The following is a 19,946-nucleotide window of genomic DNA, read 5'->3' as shown; positions in this document are numbered from 1 at the left end:
CAATTCTTTTAAGATAGAATCTTTCTTTTTTAAACTTTTTTCTCAAATTCCTTTTTCTACTCAAACACCTTTCCTTTTAAAACACAAAGAGGAAATCCTGCAATGGCTTAACTCTAAAGAATTTAAAGAACAATACATTAACACGAATCACCCTTATCCTCCTTTACTGAATCCTGATAGATTGAATGCAAAGAGAGAATCTAAAGAATGCAATGTAGAATCCCAAAGAGAGAATAGAGATTCTATCCAACCTTATCCAAACTTAAGTTATGAGAGTATCCCTGCGGAACTTGCTTGGGATTTGAATTTGCCATTGCCGAGGGGGTATGGGTTTGTGTGGTTGTCAATACATGGGTGTGGAGCAGGTGCCACTTTAAGATTTTTTGCTGAATGTCAAATAAGAATCAATCATAGATTCACCACAAACAAAGAGACTTATTTGATAAACTATAAAAATATGGTAGGCGGTAATGATTATTGTGCGATTTGGACAAGAGCATATCGTTGGGAGAACGATAAACTTTATTATCTTATTACACACAATGTGCCTTTGTTGTGCGTTGTAAGAGATCCTATCTCTTTGCTTAAGCCTTTTGTAAATCATTTGGATAATAGAGCTTGTTGTGCAAGTGTGTATAGGAGAATTAATTTAACTTATGATTATGAAACAATAATGCCCTCTTTGATATATTCTAAGGGAGAGCGTCCGCAAGTTGAATTATTGCAAAGATATTCCGATGGAAATCATAATCTATTAGGAAAAAAGATTGCATTATTGAGACAAAATGGTTTAAATGATGTGCGGTATTTGCCTTTTTCTAGTATTAGTCTTGAAAATGGTTTTAATACATTTTGTACTTTGGCGCGACAGCTAGGATTCCATTCGCCATTAAATCGTGAAGTGTTTGAGGTAAAAGCCAATGGGAATGATAGACATGTTTATTTCCCTTTTAGTTTATTTTTGCATGATGAGGATATAAAAAGCATGTATCAATTAGGTGGTATGGTCTGCACTTCAAAGGATAGTTTAAATGATTCCAAATCCATAGAAATTATTGTAACATTGAAAAATGATAGGTTATTTTTTGACAATCAAGACTATAAAAATCTTACAAGAAAAGTTTTTGGAAATAGAAATTATCAGCTTCCCTATGAAGTAGCATTGTATGTCAAAAGTGATATAAATATCAATGATGAGCTTTTTGAAGCATTTAAAGTTTATATGTTAGGATATATGAAAACTCTCGAAAAGAAGGAAATAGAGGAATTAAAGTTAAAGTTAAATGAAAGGGATATTTTAAATTATTTTAAAGAAAATGATGCAATACGAAAAGATTATAAAAAGTTATTTGATGAAGATTATTGGCATATCAAGTCTCATCGTCCTGACATTGTAGAGTCTTGGAAATATTATCAAGAGTTTGAGAGAATGTGTGAGGAGATGGATAAATAAAAGTGGTTGATTGTCCTTGTGAGATTTGGTTTATGGATTGCTACGAAGTTATATAATGCAACTTCTCGCAATGGCACAATGGAAACATTATAAGAAATTGCCTTGTCATTTTATTCCTTACAAGGTTTAGCAAATTTGCAATCTTAAAATTATTTTTTAGCTTAAATTTGCCATAATTGCCAAATTAATTTTAAAAGGGCGCGTGATGATAATCAAAGGTGCGATGGTTTGTGATGCAAATGGCGAACAAAGAGGCGATGTCCGAATAGAAAAAGGTAAGATTGTCGCAGTAGAGCGAAGCATTATGCCAAAGAGTGGCGAGGAGGTTTTGGGAGCAGATAATCTTATTTTGCTTCCGGGCGCGATTGATTTAAATACACGCGTAAGCAATTCAATTTTAAGCAAAGAAAATCTTTTGAAACTTTCCTGCAAAGCCGCACTTGGTGGAATTTCTCAAGCAGTCTTGATTCCAGATTGTAAGCCGACTTCAAGTAGTGAATTGGGATTGGAGCTACTCCACGCATTGAAAGATGAGTTTAAGGCGCAAATTTTGGGCATTTCAGACGCCGTGAATGTAGAAAATCCAAAGTCTTTAAATGAACTTGCGATTCTGCATAAGAAAGGAGCGAAAGGTATCTTTGCAAAATCCAACATTGATGGCAATCTGCTAAGACGTGCTTGCGAATTTGCACTAATGTTTGATGTGCCGATGTTTTTTTCTTGTGAGGACGAATCGCTAAGCGCAAATGGAGTGATGAATGACGGAGAGCTTTCCTCAAGACTTGGATTGCCCGCCATTCCAACCTTAAGTGAAACAAAAGAGGTTGCGCAAATGAGTGAGGTTGCAAGATTTATGGGTGTAAAAGCAGTTTTTTTGGCTCTCGCAACAGAGCGCAGTGTAGAAATTATTGAGGAAGTCAAAAATATTCATCTCAAATCTATTTCCAAAACCAAGACCCCACACCTTTTTTTGCAAACCTCCATTCACCATCTAATGCTAACAGAGAATCTATGCAATCATTATAACACCGCAGCAAAAATCAAGCCACCTTTGAAGTCCGAATCTACGCGCACAAAATTGCTAAAAAGAGTCAAAAGAGGAGAGATTGAGTTGATTACTTCTTTGCAATCTGCGAAGTCTCAAGCGCAAAAAGACCTTGCCTTTGAAGAAGCTGCCTTTGGTATAGATATGATTGAATGTTTCGTGCCGATGTGTTATACATTATTTGTTAAAAATGAGCGTATGAACTTAAGCGAGTTAAGCAAGATTTTAAGCTTGAATCCAGCTCGTGCGTTAGGTTTTAGCGAAAAAGGATTGATTGCGGAAGGTTACGATGCGGATTTGATTTTGATAGATCCAAAAGAAACTTGTGTAATGGATAATCCCGATTCGCCTTATAATGATTGGATTTTTTATGGCGTTGTGAAAGAAATGTTTGTTGAGGGAAAGCAGTGCTTAGGATTTTACACGCATTCTTGAAAGGAGTTGTATGGAAGCAAAATTATTTTTAGTTTATGAGAGATTTGAAAATTGGTTTTTTGGCTTTTTGCCTAATTTTATTAGTGCATTGTTTATTTTGGTTATTGGATATTATCTCTCTAGGATTCTGTCAAAATATATTTCAAAAGCTGTGATTAAAGCAACAAAAGATGAAACATTAGGAGAATTTCTAAAAAATGTTGTTTTTGTCGCAGTTTTGATTTTGACCTTTATCACTGCGCTTTCAAATTTGGGTGTGAAAACAACCTCTATTATTGCAGTTTTAGGAACTGCAGGTTTGGCAATTGCTCTTTCTTTGAAAGATTCTTTATCCAATCTTGCAAGTGGAATCTTACTCGTGGTTTTGCGTCATTTCAACAAAGGAGATACGATTTCTGTTGGCTCTATTACGGGTAAAGTAGATTCTATTAATTTGTTTCAAACTAAGCTCACCACTCCAGATAATCAAGTGGTGGTTTTACCAAATTCTAGTATTGTCAGTGCGCCTATTATCAATGTGAATGCAAATGCAACGCGTCGTATGGATTTGATTTTTGGCGTAGGTTATGCAAGCGATTTGCAAAAGGCGAAGCAAATCTTAGAAGAGATTTTAGAGCAAGAAGAAATTGTTTTGAAAGAGCCCGCACCTGTTATAGGTGTGAATGCTTTAAATGCAAGTAGTGTAGATTTGATTGTGCGTTTTTGGGTAAGGAGTGAGAACTATTTCACAGCAAATATTGCAATGCAGCAAAAGGTTAAATTGCGTTTTGATGCAGAGGGTATTGAGATTCCATACAACAAACTAGATATTAACCTAAATCAATCAATGGGAACGAATCCATAATGCAAATTATTGGCGCGGATTTTGTAGTGCTTTGTGATGCAGAATTTCGCGTCCTCAAAAGAGGTGGGGTTTGCTTTGAATCCGATGAAATTATCGCCATAGATTCCTATACTTCCTTATGCCAACAATACCCCGATATTCCAAGTCAATATTATGAATCCTGCGCTATCACGCCAGCATTAGCAAATTTACATTTACATTTGGAGTTTAGTCAAAATGAAGGAATCTTGCATTTTGGGGATTTTGGAAAATGGCTAGATAGCGTGATTGTGAATCGTGAAACTTTAATGCAAGAAAAATTAATGGGTGTTAATTTAAAAACTGCAATGCAACAAGGAATTACAGAATGCTTGCGAAGTGGTGTGGGGTTTGTAGGGGCAGTTTCAAGTTATGGATATGATTTGGAAGTTTTGGCAGATTCTCCTTTGCGTGTGCTTTATTTTAATGAAGTTATTGGTTCAAAAATAGAAGTTTTGGACATTTTGTTTCAGAATTTTCTTGCGCGTTTGCAGGATTCTAAATCTGTGCAAAATGAGCGTTTTATCCCAGCGGTTGCAATTCATTCTCCCTATTCTGTCCATTCAAAACTGCTTGAAAAAACACTTCAGGTTGCACAAAAGGAAAATTTGCCTCTAAGCGTGCATTTTTTGGAATCTCAAGCGGAGAAAGAATGGCTAGAAACTAGTAGCGGGTATTTCCAAAAGTTTTATCAAAAATTTTTTGGGAGCAATCCTAAATCTTTTTATGATGTGCAAGGTTTTTTGGAGTTTTTTAAGGATACAAAAAATATTTATTTTGTGCATTGTTTGGAAGCGGATTCTCAAATCTTAAGGGAAATTACCACAATGAAAGGCAAAATCATTACTTGCCCTAAATCTAATCGCTTGTTAAACTCCAAGCTCTTGAATCTTAACGCATTGCAAGAATGTGGGATTCCGTTTTGTTTGGGGACAGATGGCAAAAGCTCCAATAATTCTCTTTCTTTGTTAGATGAGTTAAAAATCGCCTTGTTTGCATATAGTGATATGCCTTTAGAGTATCTTGCGAGGGAATTATTGCTTAGTGTAACACGCAACGCATTTTTGAATACCGATTGGAAGCTTGGAGAATTAAAAGTCGGAAATTTTGCTGATTTTGCTGTGTTTAAAATCCCCAAAACAGAGGAATTTTTAGCGCAAAATTTAATTTTATATGTTAGAGAGGCATTTGCGCTTTATATCAAGGGAATGGAAGTTTTGGAAAATTTACAGGAGAGGGAATAATGCAAAAATTAACGATTTTTAGAGAATACGATATTCGCGGAATCTACAATGAAGATTTAACACGAGAAAATGTTACGCGCATTGGTTATCTTTTGGGGCTAGAATTGCAAAAAAGGGGAGGCAGAAATTTGGGTGTGGGTTATGATGCGCGTGTGCATTCAGAAATCATCTTTGATTGGTTTTGTCAGGGTGTTTTTGCAAGCGGAGCTTGTGCGTATAATCTAGGGAGGATTCCAACTCCTGTGGGATATTTTGCCTTGTATAGTGAGTTTGAAGTACAATCGCAGACTTTGCAACTTGAAGGAAGTGTGATGATTACAGGTTCGCATAATCCTCCTAAATACAATGGGTTTAAAATTACTCTTTGCAAAGAACCATTTTTTGGTGATGCAATTTATGCGTTAGAAAAAGACTTTTACACACTTGAGTTTGAGGAGGTTGCCAAAAAGATTCCAAAAAATACAATTCCTCAAAAGCTGAATGTCTTAGATTTGTATGTGGATTATTTGGCAAATGAATTTGCGCATTTAAAAGGGTTTGATTTACCTATTTCTATGGATTGTGGGAATGGAATCGCAGGGGTTGGAATCGCACGCATTTTGGAACGTTTGGATATTCGCTTTAAAGGATTATTTTTGGAGCCTGATGGGAACTTTCCTCACCACCACCCAGACCCTAGTGAAGAAAAGAACTTGCAAGACCTTAAAACAGAAGTGGCAGCAAGAGGTGGAATCGGGTTTGCCTTTGATGGCGATGGGGATAGATTGGCGGTGATTAAACATACACGAGAGGGAGGAAAAGTCTATAAAGGTGATGAGCTTGCGATTATTTTTGCACAAACGATTCCACACCCTATTATAATTGGTGAAGTGAAATGCTCATTAAATATGTATGAAAGTATTGATAGAATCGGACAGAGTATAATGTATAAAACAGGGCATAGCAATTTGAAAGTTAAATTAAAAGAGAGTGGTGCGCATATGGCATTTGAAGTCAGTGGGCATATTTTCTTTAACGATAGATATTTTGGGTATGATGACGCAACTTATGCAGCTTTACGTGTTATAGAATTGCTGAAAACAAAGGGCTTAGAGTTTGATAAAGTCCTAGAATCTTTGCCTAAACTCTATTCTACTGATGAAATCAAAATTCAAACGAGTGAAGAAGAAAAATTTGCGCAAGTAGAACGATTAAAAGAGATTTTAAACGATGTTTCCAAACTCCCTGCAAATTTCCCTAAAATCGTTAAGATTATTTCAATTGATGGAGTGCGTGTGATTTTTGAAGAAGGTTGGGGGCTTGTGCGGGCAAGCAATACCACACCTGTGCTTGTAACGCGTTTTGAAGCCAAGAGCAAGGAAGCAGTTGCAATGTATCAAAGAGCACTTTTAGCACTACTAGACAATTTCAAAAAAGAGGAGCAATAATGGAGCAAATCGTCTTGCAATCTCCCTTTGATATGCACTTGCATTTAAGGGACGGAGAGATTCTTGAAAGTGTCGCGAAATTTACTGCACAAAGCTTCAGTGGTGCGCTTGTAATGCCAAATCTCAATCCACCGATTCTAAATGTAGAGGACGCGCTTGCCTATCAAAAGAGAATTTTAAAGGCTTGCGGAGATGAAAATTTCAATCCAATGATGTCTTTATATCTCACAGAAAAATTAGACAAAAAAGAGCTTCAAAAGGCAAAAGAAAAGGATATTCTCTTTATTAAACTCTATCCAAAAGGGGCGACAACAGGAAGCGAGAATGGTGTAAGCGAAATTCTTAATACGAAAATTTTAGAGATTTTAGAGATTGCGCAAGAGCTTGGGCTAATTTTGAGTATTCACGGAGAGAGTAATGGCTTTGTTTTAGAGCGAGAAGCGGAATTCCACGCGGTGTTTGCAGAACTTGCGGAGACTTTTCCGCGCCTAAAAATTATTTTTGAGCACTTGAGTGATAGACGTTCTATTGCTGTGGTAGAAAAATATGACAATCTCTATGCTACACTGACTTTACACCATATTAGTTTGAGCTTAGAAGATGTTATTGGAGGAGCATTGAATCCTCATTGTTTTTGTAAGCCTATTTTAAAGACACCAAAGGACAAAGATGCTTTGTTGCAGATTGCCTTAAGTGCGCATAAGAAGTTTTCTTTTGGTAGCGATTCTGCTCCCCATTTGCAAAGTAACAAAGAAAATGCCAAAGGTGCGGCAGGAATCTTTACTGCACCAATTTTGCTCCCGGCACTCGCGACGCTTTTTGAGACACATAAAAGTCTAGAAAATTTAGAAAACTTCATAAGCGGTAATGCACAAAAAATTTATGGAATCCGCGCAACTGACAAGCAAGTAAAGTTGATTAAAAAACCAATGACAATTCCGCAAGTCATAGAGGGAATCGTCCCGCTTTATGCGGGAAAAACCCTTGCGTGGAGCTTTGGCTAATGTCAAAAATCGCAGTGTATCCTGGCACTTTTGACCCGATTACAAAAGGGCATTTAGATGTGATTGAGCGCGCGTGCAAGCTCTTTGATGGGTTGATTATTGCTGTTGCAAAATCAGATAGCAAACACCCTTTATTTTCTCTTAAAGAACGCGTCAAAATGGTGAATTTGGCGATTAAGGATTCCAAAAATATTTCTTGCAATGTGTGTGTGCAACCTTTTAGGAATCTCATCGCGGATTTTGCAAAAGAAAATAATGCAAATATCCTTGTGCGTGGGCTTAGGGCGGTAAGTGATTTTGAATATGAATTGCAAATGGGATATGCCAATGCGTCTTTGAATCGTGAATTGGAAACAATTTACCTTATGCCCTCGCTCCAAAATGCCTTTATTAGCTCCACGGTGGTGCGTTCTATTCTTTTACACGGAGGGGAAATTGCGCATCTTGTGCCAAATTCTGTTAAGGTGCATATTGCAAGTTTGCCTCATTTTGTGGATTGGAATGCGGAATCTAAAACGAAAGATTCCCTCTTAAAGGATTAAGATGTATTGTGCGATAGAGGGAATTGACACGAGTGGAAAAAGCACACAAATTGCAGCTCTAAAAGAGATTTTTAAAGAAGCCCTTTTCACTTTTGAGCCCGGCGCGACAGAGATTGGCAGAGAGATTCGTTCTACTTTACTTGAACACGATTTGCATTGCACATCAAAGACAGAAATGCTGTTGTTTTTGGCTGATAGAGCAGAGCATAGTGAGAGAATCTTAAAACCAAATGCAGATAAACTCATCATTAGTGATAGAAGTTTGATTTCTGGAATTGCTTATGCGAAAGACTTTGATTTTGAGATTCTGCGCACTTTGAATTTTTTTGCCACAGGCGGAATTGTGCCTAATAAAGTTGTGTTATTGGAATTGACGCAAGAGGTTTTAGAGGAGAGATTGAGCGCAAAAAGTTGGGATAAGATAGAAAAGCGTGGAATCTCTTATTTGCTTGAACTTCAAGAAGCCTTGAAAGAGGTAATTTTGAAGCTTGAAATAGAATCGCTTTTGTTGCAAGCGGATTTATCACGGGCAGAAATTACTGCAAAAATTGTGGATTTTATAAAGAGCTAATGCGCTGTCTGCTCTGTGGAAATTGGACATTTTATACTTTCTGCAAAAACTGCTTTAATGCAATCCATATTACTCCGCGATATAGAGAAATAAAGGGCTTTAAAATTTATAGTTTCTTTGCTTTTGGCGAGATTGAGTATCTGCTACACGCTAAATATCAAGTGATTGGTAGTAAAGTCTATGGAATCTTGGCAAAAAAAGCAAGTCAATATTTGAAAAATACTCTAGAGATTCCGCTTAACGCTTATGCTGTGGGAATTGATGATAAAATCAGCACACAAGGCTACGCACATAATGCAATTTTGTTGTATCATTTAAAACAGGTGGGATTGACGCCACTCTATCAGACATTATACGCCAAAAACCCTGTATCTTATGCAGGAAAAAGTTTGAAATTTCGTCAAGCAAATCCGCGCAATTTTTGCCTTAAACGCAAGGTAAGGGGCAAAGAAATCGTATTGGTTGATGATATTGTTACAACAGGCTTAACGCTAATGGAGGCAAAAGAATGTTTGGAATCTAATGGTGGAAAAGTTTTAAATGCTTTTGTCTTAGCAGACGCGAGAAACTGAAAGCAAACATATTAAGAGCAAGAGCAATAAAAGAACTTATTTAATTTCCAATTATAAATAAGGACAAGAATTCAACAATTGCGACATTCTGCAAAAAATCTCGCAATTGTGCTATGCTAATCATCTTTCATCAAGTTGTCTTTAGCAGCTTGTGGAAGTTTGGTTAGAAAATTTCCCATATTAAAATCCACTCCTTGATTGGTGGCTTCATTGACAAGCGCAATGGCTTTTTTAGAATTAAAAGAGCTTAAGGGATTGTAGGGTTCGAAAAGACAATTTGTAACTGCTAGTGCGTAGGCATTCTTTTTGATTTCGCTAGAAGAAGCGTGTGGGTTTTCAATATGGGTAATGCTTTGGATTAGTCTTTCATCAAACTTCCAATGGTCAAATAAGAATCCTAGAAATGCCACATGATCAATACCGCAATATTGATTCTCTAGTTCGGATACATTTTGAAAATTATTTGTTTGATTTTCGGTTAAAAATTCCTTCGCTTTGCCTGACTTTAGGAGCATATTTGCAAGCAAAATCATTCCTAAACGCAAAAGCATAGCGCATGGCACAAGCTCATTGGAAAGTGCTTTGTCTTCTTCTTGAAGCCAAGTAGAGATGAAATCCACTTCATTAGAACAATTAGCTAAAAATACTCCTGTATCTAATCCATAAGGAGAAACATCAATAGAAAAATTAGACCGAATAGAGTTCGCCAAAACAACATTTTTGATATTACTAATTCCGAGCAACGAGACAACTTGTTGAATTGTAGAAACTTGATGAGAAAATCCATAAAATGGAGAGTTTGCAAGACGCAAAAGCTCACCAATTAATAAGGGGTCTTTAGAAATGATAGCAACAACTTTACTAATCTCCAAATCTGCTCCGCTAGAATCAACATATTCTTGTAGTTCCATCACTGTTTTAGGGAGCGGTGGGAGATCATTAATAGTCTCTAAAAGTAAAGGATTCATTGAAAACTTCCTCTATTTCTAAGGTATTTTTTGTAAATAATTTTTTATTGTATCGTATTTTTAGTAACACATTACTTAATTAAAGTTTCAAAAATAACATAAAATTGTGAATAAATGGTAAAATAATCAGAAACTTTTAGGAGATTTTATGCGCTTTGGAAAAATTGATTACCTTAATCTTTTGCCTTTTGAAACTTTTGTGCGGGCATATCCTAAGCCATCGCATTTTCAATTATTTTATAACAAAAAAAAATCTTATCCTGCAAAGTTGAATCGTGAATTTTTGTTTGGGCGCATTGATGCGGGATTTGTTTCATCTATCACGGCACTTAGGGCAAGGAGAGAGCGTTTTTGGGCTTCGCAAGTTGGAATCGTAGCACGCAAGGAAGTTTTAAGTGTAATTTGCTTGCCAAAGGAAAAGGGAGAAGATTATCAATCTGCGACCTCTAATGCGCTTTTAAAAGTTCTTGGTTTAAAGGGACGTGTATTAATAGGAGATAGAGCACTTGTAGAGGTTTTGAAGCAGAAAAGTAACCATCAAAAAGATTATGTGGATTTGGGCAAGTTTTGGGTAAAAAAGGAACATTTACCTTTTGTTTTTGGGAGATTGTGCGTCAAAAAGAATCATTCTTTTTATAAAAAATTAATCCATTCTTTTTATAAAAAGCATATTAAGATTCCACATTTTTTGCTAACAAAAGCTGCACTTAAAAGCGGAATTTCAAAACAAGAGATATTACAATATCTCCAAGTGTTGTCTTATAAAATAGACAAAAAAGCAAATTTTGGCGTGGAAAGATTTTATAGAAATTTAAGGATTTTAAAGATTAAAGCACCACGGAGATTTTAGGATTTCTTGTGTGGGAATAAATATGGAATCCAAAATAAAATGACATTTAATAAAAAATGCAGGTTATTTTGAATATAATATATCCTTTTATTTTAAAATATGCCCCAAAAGAGTGGGGCTTTTAGGAGTAGCAATGGAGCAAACATTATCCATTATCAAGCCTGATGCGGTGAAAAAAAATGTTATTGGAAAAATTGTTGATCGCTTTGAAAGTAATGGGCTAAGAATCGCAGCAATGAAAAAAATCAGACTTAGCCGATGCGATGCAAAAGATTTTTATGCAGTGCATAAAGAGCGTCCCTTTTTTGGCGAGTTGGTAGATTTTATGGTAAGCGGACCAGTTGTGGTTATGGTGCTTGAAGGATTGAACGCGGTAGCAAAAAACCGCGAACTAATGGGTTCAACTAATCCAAAAGAAGCAGCACCCGGCACCATTCGCGCGGATTTTGCAGAGAGTATTGATGCAAATGCAGTGCATGGAAGTGATAGTTTGGAAAATGCTAAAAAAGAAATTGCATTTTTCTTTGCTACAAAGGAAATTTGCTAGTTAATGCATAAAATTGCTTTCACAAAGGCATTTCAGAGTTGCAAGAATGGAGAAAAAGTCCGATTTTGCATTGAAGAGAATCAAGTCAAGTTGGAGGGTGTTTTATCTTGTGATAAAAGTTATCCCGATATGCTTAAACTCAATGGAATCTTAAGCGGGGTAATCACTCTTGTCTGTGATTTGAGTGGAGAAGAATATCAAAAAATACTAGAAGAGCCTGTAGGATTTTATCTAAGTGATACAATTGTGCATTTAGATAGTGAGCATTTTGAAGAAATTGTGGAATGCAAAGAGGGCAAGATTGATTTTGAAGAAATTTTACAGAGCGAATTAGAGATGATTCGCTGTGATTATCATATTAAAGAAAATGAATTTAAGGAGTAAAAAATGGCAGTACCAAAAAGACGCGTGAGTAAAACAAGAGCAGCAAAACGAAGAACACATTATAAAATTACATTAGCAGTTCCTGTAAAAGATAAAGACGGAACATGGAAAATGCCTCATCGTGTAAATAAATTTACTGGAAAATACAAAAACAATTAATTGGAATCTTACAGATGAGAATTGCCGTTGATGCAATGGGTGGAGATTTTGGCTCTTCCCCACTTGTGCAAGGTGCTTTACAGGCATTAAAAGAACGCGATTTTGCACTTGTACTTGTTGGGGATGAGCAGGTTATTGCGCCACTTATTCCTGCAGAATGCAAGCAAAAGGTAGAGATTGTGCATTGCACGGATTTTATTACAATGGAAGAAGGTGCAACTTCTGCACTCAAGCGCAAAGAAAGCTCTATCTATCTTGCAATTGAAATGCTTAAAAATAAACAAATAGACGCAGTGGTTTCTGCTGGGCATAGCGGTGCAACAATGAGTCTTGCAACTTTAAAGATAGGACGTTTAAAGGGTGTTTCTCGTCCCGCAATTTGCACGCTTATGCCACGTATAGATGCACAAAAAAGTTTAGTAGTAGATGCGGGCGCAAATGTTGATTGCAAACCAGAGAATCTCTTTGAGTTTGGAATTATGGGACACGAGTATGCAACTGCGATTCTTAACTATCCTAAAGCACGGATTGGTTTGTTGGCAAATGGAGAGGAAGAATGCAAGGGCAATGAAATGACAAAAGCTGCCTTTGACCTTTTAAAAAAACATCCAAGCTTTATTGGGAATATTGAGGGAAACAATATCTTTGACGCAAATGTAGAAGTAATTGTGTGTGATGGATTTGTCGGTAATGTTGTGCTAAAAACAAGTGAGGGAGTGGCGGATTCTATTATTTTTTTGTTAAAGAAATATATTAAATCCTCTCCTATTGGAATCTTTGGTGCATTGTTTATGAAAAATGTATTCAAAAAGCTTAAAAAACAAATTGATTATGCGGAATATGGAGGTGCGCCACTTCTAGGAGTAGATGGGAATGTCATCATTTGCCACGGAAAAAGTAATGCAAAGGCGATGAAAAATGCAGTTTTTCAAGCAATTTTAGCGGTTGAAAATAATGTCAATGACAAAATTTTAAGTGCTTTAGAGAAATATAAGATTTAAGAAATGTCAGTAAAAATACCAATTTATGCGTCTTTAAGTTCTATTGGTGCGTATGTTCCTAGTAGAATCGTGAGTAATGAGGACTTATCTAAAATTGTTGAGACGAGTGACGAATGGATTACGAAACGCACAGGCATCAAAGAAAGGCGATTTGCAGAGGACAATGAAGCAACAAGTGATTTGGCAACCAAAGCCGCAAGAATCGCAATAGAGCGCGCACAGATTGATATTAGTGTGATTGATGCGGTGGTTGTTGCTACAATCTCTCCTGATTTCTTTTGTATGCCCTCAACAGCGTGTGTAGTGGCAAATAACTTAGGAATCATCAATAAACCTGCTTTTGATATTGCAGCGGCTTGCAGCGGATTTATCTATCTCCTCTCTCTTGCAAAATCTTTCATAGAATCCCAGACTTACAAAAATATCTTGATTATTGGTGCGGAAAAGATTTCAAGTATTTTAGATATGGAAGACCGTAGCACTTGTGTTTTGTTTGGTGATGGAGCGGGAGCTGCGGTTATTCGTGCAACAGAGGATAAAAGCCTTAGCGTATTAGATGTGCAGTGTGCTGCAAATGGGCAATATCAAGAGCTTTTGATGACACCAGGTTGTGGCAGTCGTTATCCTGCAAGTGCTGAAATTTTGAGAGAACGTTTGCAATTTATCAAAATGAAAGGCAATGAGACTTTTAAAATTGCGGTAAAAACTTTGACAAAAGATGTGGTAGAGATTCTACAAAGAAATCATCTCTCCAAAGACGAGATTGATTTTTTTGTCCCACATCAAGCAAATTTACGCATTATTTCTGCAGTAGGAGAGGCATTGGGATTCTCAAGTGAAAAAGTCGCCCTCACTGTGCAAAAATATGGCAACACTTCCGCTGCTTCCATTCCTATGGCTATCAATGATTTATACGAAAGCGGTAAAATCAAGCAGGGTTCAAAACTGCTTTTGGACGCTTTTGGTGGTGGCTTGACTTGGGGTTCAGCGATTCTTGCCTTTGGCGGTCAATGATTTTATTGTGGGTAGTGTTTTTGCTTGTTGCAAATGTCAATACAAAATCTTGCTACAAATAAATGCGTTAGTTCGCCCTGCCAACCAATCTAGCTACCAAAGCCAATGAGGAATCTTTGGCGCGCGGAATCAAAGTTTCTTCATAAAATAGAATCTCTAAATCCAAAAAGGCGTGTAAAAGTTCGTTTTTGTGTAATAAATGGCTAGAATCACTCGCAAAGGCATTGTGCGATTCTATCTCGCTTTTGGCAAAAGTTTCAAAGACTAAGATTCCACCTTTTTTTAATCCCTCACACATCAAAGGAAACAATCTTCGCTCTAAAAAATAGCTATTGCAAATAATATGATAGTTTTGTGGCAGAATCTTAAAAGAATCCAAATCTGCGCAATGCGCGTAAATATTGCGTTCATTTTGCAAAGAAGTAATCGCAAAGTCAGAAATATCTATGCTTTCTACCTCAAACCCACAATCTCGCATAAAGCGCGAATTGCGTCCCATACCGCAAGCAATGTCTAGTGCCTTGCCTCGTGGGGCTGCGGTAATGAATTGACGCAGCAGAGCAAGAGGCTCACTCGGAATCGGATTGTTTTTATGACGCAGATTCCATTTGTCTTGGTCGCTTTGCATTAGTCGCAGAATCTTTTGAGAATCTCTTGATAGGAATCAATGCGTCTATCACGCAAAAATGGCCAAATCCTACGCACTTCCTCACTTCTTTGCTTGTCCCATTCAAAATACAAAATTTCTTCTTTTTCTACGCTTCCAAGTGCAAGCAATTCGCCTTGCGCTCCATAGGCAAAACTAGAACCCCAAAAAGTGATTCCCTCCATTACTCCGCTTTTGTCTGCTTCAAAACCTACGCGGTTAATCGTTGCAACAGGGATTCCATTTGCGACACTATGTCCGCGTTGCACTGCCATCCACGCTTCCCTTTGCCGTTCTTTTTCATCAGCTTTATCACTATTGAACCAACCAATTGCAGTGGGATAGATGAGAATCTCTGCTCCTTTTAATGTCATAATGCGTGCGGCTTCAGGATACCATTGGTCCCAGCATATAAGCACCCCGAGCTTGCCTAAGCTTGTGGTAATAGGCGTAAAATTCAAATCTCCGGGCGTAAAATAAAATTTCTCATAGAATCCCGGGTCATCTGGAATGTGCATTTTGCGATATTTTCCCGCAATGCCTCCATCGCGCTCAAACACAACTGCTGTGTTGTGATAAAGCCCCGCACTTCTTCGTTCAAAAAGTGAAGTTACAAGCACAATTTTATTGTTTTTGGCAATTTGACTGAAATATTCGCAATCCGCTTCAAAACTCAACGCATAATCAAAAAAATCTACATTTTCACTTTGGCAAAAATATTCTTGCGTATGAAGTTCCTGTAATAAAACTAGTTGCGCTCCATTTTGTGCAGCTTCTTTTATCATTTGCGTGCTTATTTGCTGTGTAGAGGATTTGCTACCTTTATAGGATTGTTGGATTAAAGCAACTTTGATTTTGGATTCCATTTTTACTCCTTAGTAGTCTGTGTCCTCGTAATCTTCCTCTCCGCTATCGTAATCGTCCTCATCATAGAGGAATTTATCGCTATCTTCATACTCTGAATTGTAGCCGTCGTATTCCTCATCCTCAAACTCTTCGCAATTTTCGTCCTCAAAAATTTTCATCTTTTCTCCTTTTTAAAATCATTGCAATTGCTTCGCTCGCCAAACGTAGCCCAAAACTTGCTGTTACTCCGCTGAAACTCCCAAGCTCTTTACATTTTGGCTCTTCTGGGCTAAAGGCTACCATAAAACTGCCTTTAAAACCTTGCTTTTTCAGTCCTTCGCGAAATTTTCTTGCAAATTTGTCCCCATAACTTTTCCAAATTGGCGCAAATTGAATCTGTGAGGGGTCTAGTTTTTTAGCACTTCCCATAGAAGAGAGCAAAAGAGGTTTTGTGGGAGATTCGGGCTGATTTGCGACTTTAAGCGCAAGAGCAATTTTTGCGTCAATGTCGTCAATCGCATCTAAAACAATGTCATAAGCAGTAAAGTCAAATTGTTGAATAAAGTCTCGTGTGATTTTTGCATCAAGGGGAATGACACCTTGATAAATTTCAGCAAGAACTTCTACTTTTTTGCGCCCGATTCCTCCTAAAGAGCCGATTTGGCGGTTTTGATTGCTTGGCTCGAAACAATCAAAATCTATAATGCAAATTTCACCGATTCCTGTGCGATAAAGGCAATCTAACGCAAATCCCCCAACACCCCCTACGCCAAGAATAAGGGCTTTGGAATCTTGTAGCTTTGCTAAGCCCTCTTCTTTGAATAATGGTAAAGTTCTTACAAATCTTTTATTCATTGAATCCTCCGCTAATCCAATCCTCTAAAGTGCGTAATCGATTCCTTGCGGTAAAATCAAGGGTAATGGGAGTGATAGAAACATAACCATTTTTGGTCGCTTCAAAGTCAGAAGTTTCGTTGTTTTCTCGTTCATTCCATGCAAGAGGATGAAGCCCAAGCCAATAATATTCCTCTCCGCGAGGATTGCGATGTACATGCGCATCGTTGCCATAGGCTCGGATTCCAAGTTCGGTAATTTTAAATCCCTTGCAGTCTTTAGGAGAAATTTGTGGAATATTGATATTTAAAAATTCTCTTGCACCTAGAGGATATGTGTGATTTAGGATTTTTTTGGCTATTTTGTAAATACTTTGTTTTGCGAGTTCAAAATCAAATCCAAAATAATTTTTATCTTGCAAGACTTGTGAAATAGCAATAGATGGAATCCCGTGCAGAACGCCCTCCATTGCAGCACTTGCTGTGCCAGAATAGCTGATATCCTCTCCCATATTAGAGCCAATATTGATTCCGCTCACAATTAAATCCGGCATAAATCCCTCTTGGTAAAGCGCATTTAAAGAAAGATAAACACAATCCGTAGGGCTTCCGTCCTCTAGCTTGTAGAAATCGTCTTCTATCTCCACAAAACGCAAAGGGCGGGTGAGTGTCATTCCGTGCCCACAGGCAGATTTTTCACTTGCGGGTGCTACAATCATAATGTGTCCAAGTGGGCTTAACGCACTTTGAAGTGCTAAAAGTCCCGGAGATTGATAACCATCGTCATTGGTGATTAAAATGCGTTTCATTACTGCTTCTTAAAAAATAAAATAATGACTTAAGAGTTCATTTAAAATTTTGTTGGCTTTTGGGTTGAGCGTTTTAAATTGTGTCAAAATAGAATCCGATAGATTTTTTGCTTCCTTTTTTGCGCCCTCTAATCCCAATAAATTTACATAGCTATTTTTATCAGTATCTTGCTGTGTGGGTTTGCCGGCTTCTTGTTCGCTTTGTGTGGTATCTATGATGTCATCACGAATTTGAAAAAATAATCCCAAGTCTAATCCTAATTTGTAAAGAGATTTACGCGTCTTTTTGTCGCAATCTGCAAGGATTCCACCCATTTGTAGGCTTGCTGCAATCAGCTTGGCTGTTTTGTTTAAATGAATGAATCTTAGTTGTTTTAGCGGAAGTTTTTGATGTTCAAAATAACAATCTAGTGCCTGTCCTAGCACCATACCATAGATTCCGCCATTATAGCTTAGACATTGGATTAATTTAACCTTTGTTTTTGGTTTTAGTTTTGCTTTTGTAAGCAGATAAAAAGCGTGTGTATTTAGCCCATCGCCTGCTAGAATCGCACTTGTTTCGCCGTATTTTGTGTGGAGTGTTTGGCAACCTCTGCGCAAGGGTGCATCGTCCATTGCAGGTAAATCATCGTGGATAAGTGAATAAGTATGTAGAATCTCTAATGCAAGTGCAGGGGCAAAAGCCTTTTCTAGCATTTTGGGTTTATAGCTTGCGACAATGCTTAAGAGCAGTTGAGGACGGAATCTTTTACCGCCATTTAAAACCATTTCCCACAAGGCATCTTCAAAATGGGGGTGAAAACTCGCAACTTTAGGAGCTTGATTCTTGACATAATGTTCAAATCTATCAAAGACTAAAGGCATTAGATTCATTTAAAAGTCCTTGTATTAAGCTATCTTGCGTATCTGTGGGTTGTGCTTTTTGATTGACATTGATAAAAAATTGGAAATCATCTCGCGAAATCAACCATTTTTGCGTTTTGTCTGGAAATTTACCAAGCAAGCGAATAATTGCATCATAGCCTTTTGGAACAATTTGCTGATTGACGCGCAAGACTTTGTCGCCTACTTTTAGACGTTCAAAACCATTTTTGGCATAAGGTGCGACAGAGGTTACCACAAAATCGCTATTGACTTCAATCCCTACGCGCCCTAAAAAATCTTCTTTTAAGAGCATTCCTCCACGTCTTTTATCCACACGCGCCTGCAACTCCATTACTACTCCATTGCGTGATATACGCACAGGCACGCTTTCACCCTCTTTTAAATCAAAGACTACACGATGAAAATGTGCAACATTTGGAATCGTTTCGCCATTAATTGCCATAATAATATCTCCATACGCAAAGGGATTCGCGCTGAAAAATGGGTCAATGAGATTAACTTCCACTCTATCCTCACTATTTTGAAAAACGCGCACTCCAATGTCTCCATAATAAACAGAATCACTATAAACAAATCGCTCTAAATAGGCTTTTTCAATAAATTGATTTTTACCAATCCCAATTCCATAGATATGATCGCAAACCGTGCTAATAAGGCTATTTTGAAAGGTTGGAGTGTTGAGCGTTGCATAATCAATGGGGCTTTGCATACGCGTTTGAATTTTGCCACTCACGCCCTCTTGCGGTAGAATGCTTGCCATTTCGTCCTCTAGGATTTCTTTATTGATAGAACGCAAGGAGATGGGGAGTAATTCATTTTTAGATTCCAATAAATACATTCCGACAAATGGGTCGTGTTTTAGGATTTTATAACCTTTGGGTGTGGAGTGTGGAGAATAAACAAAAAGGGCTACTTTGGAGGGCGTCAAGTTGATTTCAGATTCTTTTGTAAAATCCCCTAGTCGTTTGATTGCGATTCCATAAGTGTTGCCTACGCGCTCCATTGAAAGAACCGCCTTTTGTTTGCAAGCTTCAAAGTCGTATGCAACAAGTGGCAAATTCAATACAATGATTCCATATCCTAACCAACAAAGTTTTTTGAAATTTATTAAATTCATCATAACCCCTTAAATGGAAACTCTCCTAAATTACCCAACATTCCCATCGCCATATTTTTGCGATTTTGCTCCACACTCTTAGAAATGTCATTAAACGCACTCATCAGCAGAATTTGTAGGGATTCCTTGTCCTCTAGCAAAGAATCGTCAATGCCAATATCAATGACTTCTCCCTCTCCATTTGCTGTGATATGAACTAATCCCCCACCACTTTTGGCACTGAAAGTCAAGTTTTTACTCTCTTCTTGCGCTTCTTTAAGCTTTTCTTGTAGGTTTCCAAGTGTTTTGGCAAGCTCCTGCGGGTCAAACATTTTTCAACTCCTTTTTAATTGCGATGATTTGGTTTTTTTCATCTACTAGCACAACTTTTGGTGTATAAGTTGCAAGTTCTTCTTGCGTATAGGTGGCATACGCCATTACGATGATTTTATCTCCTATTTGCACCTTGCGTGCTGCTGCACCATTTAGGCATATATCTCCCTTTTGTCCCTCTATCACATAGGTTGAGAATCGCTCACCATTGTTGATATTGACAATATCTACCTTTTGTCCCTCTTGAAGTCCTGCGGCTTTCATTAGTTCAATATCAATGGTGATAGAGCCTACATAATTGAGGTTGGCATCGCTCACGCTTGCTCGATGAATTTTGCTATATAACATTGTGAGATTCAATTTAAAACCTTTTTAAGAATTTTAACACATTTTGTCCAAAATATTTTTATTTCATATTTT

General features: G+C 37.4%; 25 protein-coding genes. 15 read left to right on the top strand and 10 right to left on the bottom strand.

Features of this window, described 5'->3' with window-relative positions:
• The 9 genes from CQA43_RS03575 to CQA43_RS03535 all read left to right on the top strand — a co-directional run.
• A partial coding sequence (locus CQA43_RS03575; protein ID WP_115551232.1) for a DUF2972 domain-containing protein occupies positions 1-1,453 on the top strand: 1,453 nt, incomplete at its 5' end.
• 205 nt (positions 1,454-1,658) lie between these two features.
• Positions 1,659-2,933 (top strand): amidohydrolase family protein, encoded by a 1,275-nt coding sequence (locus CQA43_RS03570; RefSeq protein WP_115551231.1) that lies wholly within the window; start codon positions 1,659-1,661, stop codon positions 2,931-2,933.
• A 10-nt stretch (positions 2,934-2,943) separates the two neighbouring features.
• The gene (locus CQA43_RS03565; RefSeq protein WP_115551230.1) at positions 2,944-3,777 is read left to right on the top strand and encodes a mechanosensitive ion channel family protein; all 834 of its coding nucleotides are present in this window, start codon (positions 2,944-2,946) and stop codon (positions 3,775-3,777) included.
• Complete coding sequence (gene mqnF, locus CQA43_RS03560) at positions 3,777-5,039, top strand: aminofutalosine deaminase family hydrolase (RefSeq protein ID WP_115551229.1); 1,263 nt, start codon at positions 3,777-3,779, stop codon at positions 5,037-5,039. The genes CQA43_RS03565 and mqnF overlap by 1 nt, the downstream gene beginning before the upstream one ends.
• A complete protein-coding gene (locus CQA43_RS03555) occupies positions 5,039-6,466 on the top strand; it encodes a phosphomannomutase/phosphoglucomutase (protein ID WP_115551228.1) in 1,428 nt (475 codons plus the stop codon). Before mqnF ends, CQA43_RS03555 begins: the two co-directional genes overlap by 1 nt.
• A complete protein-coding gene (gene pyrC / locus CQA43_RS03550) occupies positions 6,466-7,470 on the top strand; it encodes a dihydroorotase (protein ID WP_115551227.1) in 1,005 nt (334 codons plus the stop codon). Before CQA43_RS03555 ends, pyrC begins: the two co-directional genes overlap by 1 nt.
• Entirely contained in the window at positions 7,470-8,012 is a 543-nt protein-coding gene (coaD, locus tag CQA43_RS03545) for a pantetheine-phosphate adenylyltransferase (protein ID WP_115551226.1), read from the top strand. Before pyrC ends, coaD begins: the two co-directional genes overlap by 1 nt.
• A gap of 1 nt (position 8,013) precedes the next feature.
• The gene (gene tmk / locus CQA43_RS03540; RefSeq protein ID WP_115551225.1) at positions 8,014-8,583 is read left to right on the top strand and encodes a dTMP kinase; all 570 of its coding nucleotides are present in this window, start codon (positions 8,014-8,016) and stop codon (positions 8,581-8,583) included.
• Positions 8,583-9,155, top strand: coding sequence for a ComF family protein (locus CQA43_RS03535; protein ID WP_115551224.1), 573 nt, complete (start codon positions 8,583-8,585; stop codon positions 9,153-9,155). The genes tmk and CQA43_RS03535 overlap by 1 nt, the downstream gene beginning before the upstream one ends.
• Before the next feature lie 116 nt (positions 9,156-9,271).
• Here the strand turns inward: CQA43_RS03535 and CQA43_RS03530 are convergent, their stop codons facing one another.
• A complete protein-coding gene (locus tag CQA43_RS03530) occupies positions 9,272-10,123 on the bottom strand; it encodes an HDOD domain-containing protein (RefSeq protein ID WP_115551223.1) in 852 nt (283 codons plus the stop codon).
• Between the two features lie 148 nt (positions 10,124-10,271).
• On the opposite strand from CQA43_RS03530, the gene CQA43_RS03525 reads away from it, so the two are divergent.
• The 6 genes from CQA43_RS03525 to CQA43_RS03500 all read left to right on the top strand — a co-directional run bounded on the left by CQA43_RS03525 (position 10,272) and on the right by CQA43_RS03500 (position 14,078).
• Positions 10,272-10,973 carry an MqnA/MqnD/SBP family protein gene (locus tag CQA43_RS03525; RefSeq protein ID WP_115551222.1) on the top strand — a complete coding sequence of 234 codons (702 nt, stop codon included), beginning with the start codon at positions 10,272-10,274 and terminating at the stop codon, positions 10,971-10,973.
• A gap of 133 nt (positions 10,974-11,106) precedes the next feature.
• A complete protein-coding gene (ndk, locus tag CQA43_RS03520) occupies positions 11,107-11,520 on the top strand; it encodes a nucleoside-diphosphate kinase (protein WP_115551221.1) in 414 nt (137 codons plus the stop codon).
• A gap of 3 nt (positions 11,521-11,523) precedes the next feature.
• Positions 11,524-11,904 carry a hypothetical protein gene (locus CQA43_RS03515; protein WP_115551220.1) on the top strand — a complete coding sequence of 127 codons (381 nt, stop codon included), beginning with the start codon at positions 11,524-11,526 and terminating at the stop codon, positions 11,902-11,904.
• Positions 11,905-11,907: 3 nt separating this feature from the next.
• A complete protein-coding gene (gene rpmF / locus CQA43_RS03510) occupies positions 11,908-12,063 on the top strand; it encodes a 50S ribosomal protein L32 (RefSeq protein WP_115551219.1) in 156 nt (51 codons plus the stop codon).
• A 14-nt stretch (positions 12,064-12,077) separates the two neighbouring features.
• Positions 12,078-13,064: a phosphate acyltransferase PlsX gene (gene plsX, locus CQA43_RS03505; protein WP_115551218.1), complete on the top strand. Its 987-nt coding sequence runs from the start codon at positions 12,078-12,080 to the stop codon at positions 13,062-13,064.
• 3 nt (positions 13,065-13,067) lie between these two features.
• Positions 13,068-14,078 (top strand): beta-ketoacyl-ACP synthase III, encoded by a 1,011-nt coding sequence (locus CQA43_RS03500; protein WP_115551217.1) that lies wholly within the window; start codon positions 13,068-13,070, stop codon positions 14,076-14,078.
• Positions 14,079-14,145: 67 nt separating this feature from the next.
• On the opposite strand, the gene CQA43_RS03495 is transcribed toward CQA43_RS03500, so the two are convergent.
• The 9 genes from CQA43_RS03495 to panD are packed head-to-tail and all read right to left on the bottom strand — an operon-like array spanning position 14,146 to position 19,886.
• A complete protein-coding gene (locus CQA43_RS03495) occupies positions 14,146-14,706 on the bottom strand; it encodes a class I SAM-dependent methyltransferase (protein WP_115551216.1) in 561 nt (186 codons plus the stop codon).
• On the bottom strand, positions 14,706-15,590 hold the full coding sequence (locus tag CQA43_RS03490; protein WP_115551215.1) for a carbon-nitrogen hydrolase: 885 nt from the start codon (positions 15,588-15,590) through the stop codon (positions 14,706-14,708). Before CQA43_RS03490 ends, CQA43_RS03495 begins: the two co-directional genes overlap by 1 nt.
• 9 nt (positions 15,591-15,599) lie before the next feature.
• Positions 15,600-15,749 carry a hypothetical protein gene (locus tag CQA43_RS09465; protein ID WP_181881603.1) on the bottom strand — a complete coding sequence of 50 codons (150 nt, stop codon included), beginning with the start codon at positions 15,747-15,749 and terminating at the stop codon, positions 15,600-15,602.
• Positions 15,736-16,425, bottom strand: a complete 690-nt coding sequence (locus CQA43_RS03485; RefSeq protein WP_115551214.1) for a tRNA threonylcarbamoyladenosine dehydratase — start codon at positions 16,423-16,425, stop codon at positions 15,736-15,738. The genes CQA43_RS09465 and CQA43_RS03485 overlap by 14 nt, the downstream gene beginning before the upstream one ends.
• Positions 16,418-17,212, bottom strand: coding sequence for a 5'/3'-nucleotidase SurE (gene surE / locus CQA43_RS03480; RefSeq protein ID WP_115551213.1), 795 nt, complete (start codon positions 17,210-17,212; stop codon positions 16,418-16,420). The genes CQA43_RS03485 and surE overlap by 8 nt, the downstream gene beginning before the upstream one ends.
• Positions 17,213-17,221: 9 nt before the next feature.
• Complete coding sequence (locus tag CQA43_RS03475) at positions 17,222-18,085, bottom strand: polyprenyl synthetase family protein (protein ID WP_115551212.1); 864 nt, start codon at positions 18,083-18,085, stop codon at positions 17,222-17,224.
• A complete protein-coding gene (locus tag CQA43_RS03470) occupies positions 18,060-19,214 on the bottom strand; it encodes a DUF7488 domain-containing protein (RefSeq protein ID WP_115551211.1) in 1,155 nt (384 codons plus the stop codon). The genes CQA43_RS03475 and CQA43_RS03470 overlap by 26 nt, the downstream gene beginning before the upstream one ends.
• Positions 19,214-19,525 carry a YbaB/EbfC family nucleoid-associated protein gene (locus CQA43_RS03465; protein WP_115551210.1) on the bottom strand — a complete coding sequence of 104 codons (312 nt, stop codon included), beginning with the start codon at positions 19,523-19,525 and terminating at the stop codon, positions 19,214-19,216. The genes CQA43_RS03470 and CQA43_RS03465 overlap by 1 nt, the downstream gene beginning before the upstream one ends.
• Positions 19,518-19,886, bottom strand: a complete 369-nt coding sequence (gene panD / locus CQA43_RS03460; RefSeq protein ID WP_115551209.1) for an aspartate 1-decarboxylase — start codon at positions 19,884-19,886, stop codon at positions 19,518-19,520. Before panD ends, CQA43_RS03465 begins: the two co-directional genes overlap by 8 nt.
• Positions 19,887-19,946 lie beyond the last annotated feature (60 nt).

The organism is Helicobacter ganmani (genome assembly GCF_003364315.1).
Classification (GTDB): domain Bacteria; phylum Campylobacterota; class Campylobacteria; order Campylobacterales; family Helicobacteraceae; genus Helicobacter_D; species Helicobacter_D ganmani.
Note: the sequence above shows the minus strand (reverse complement) of the source record. Positions and strands in the feature narration are given on the sequence as shown.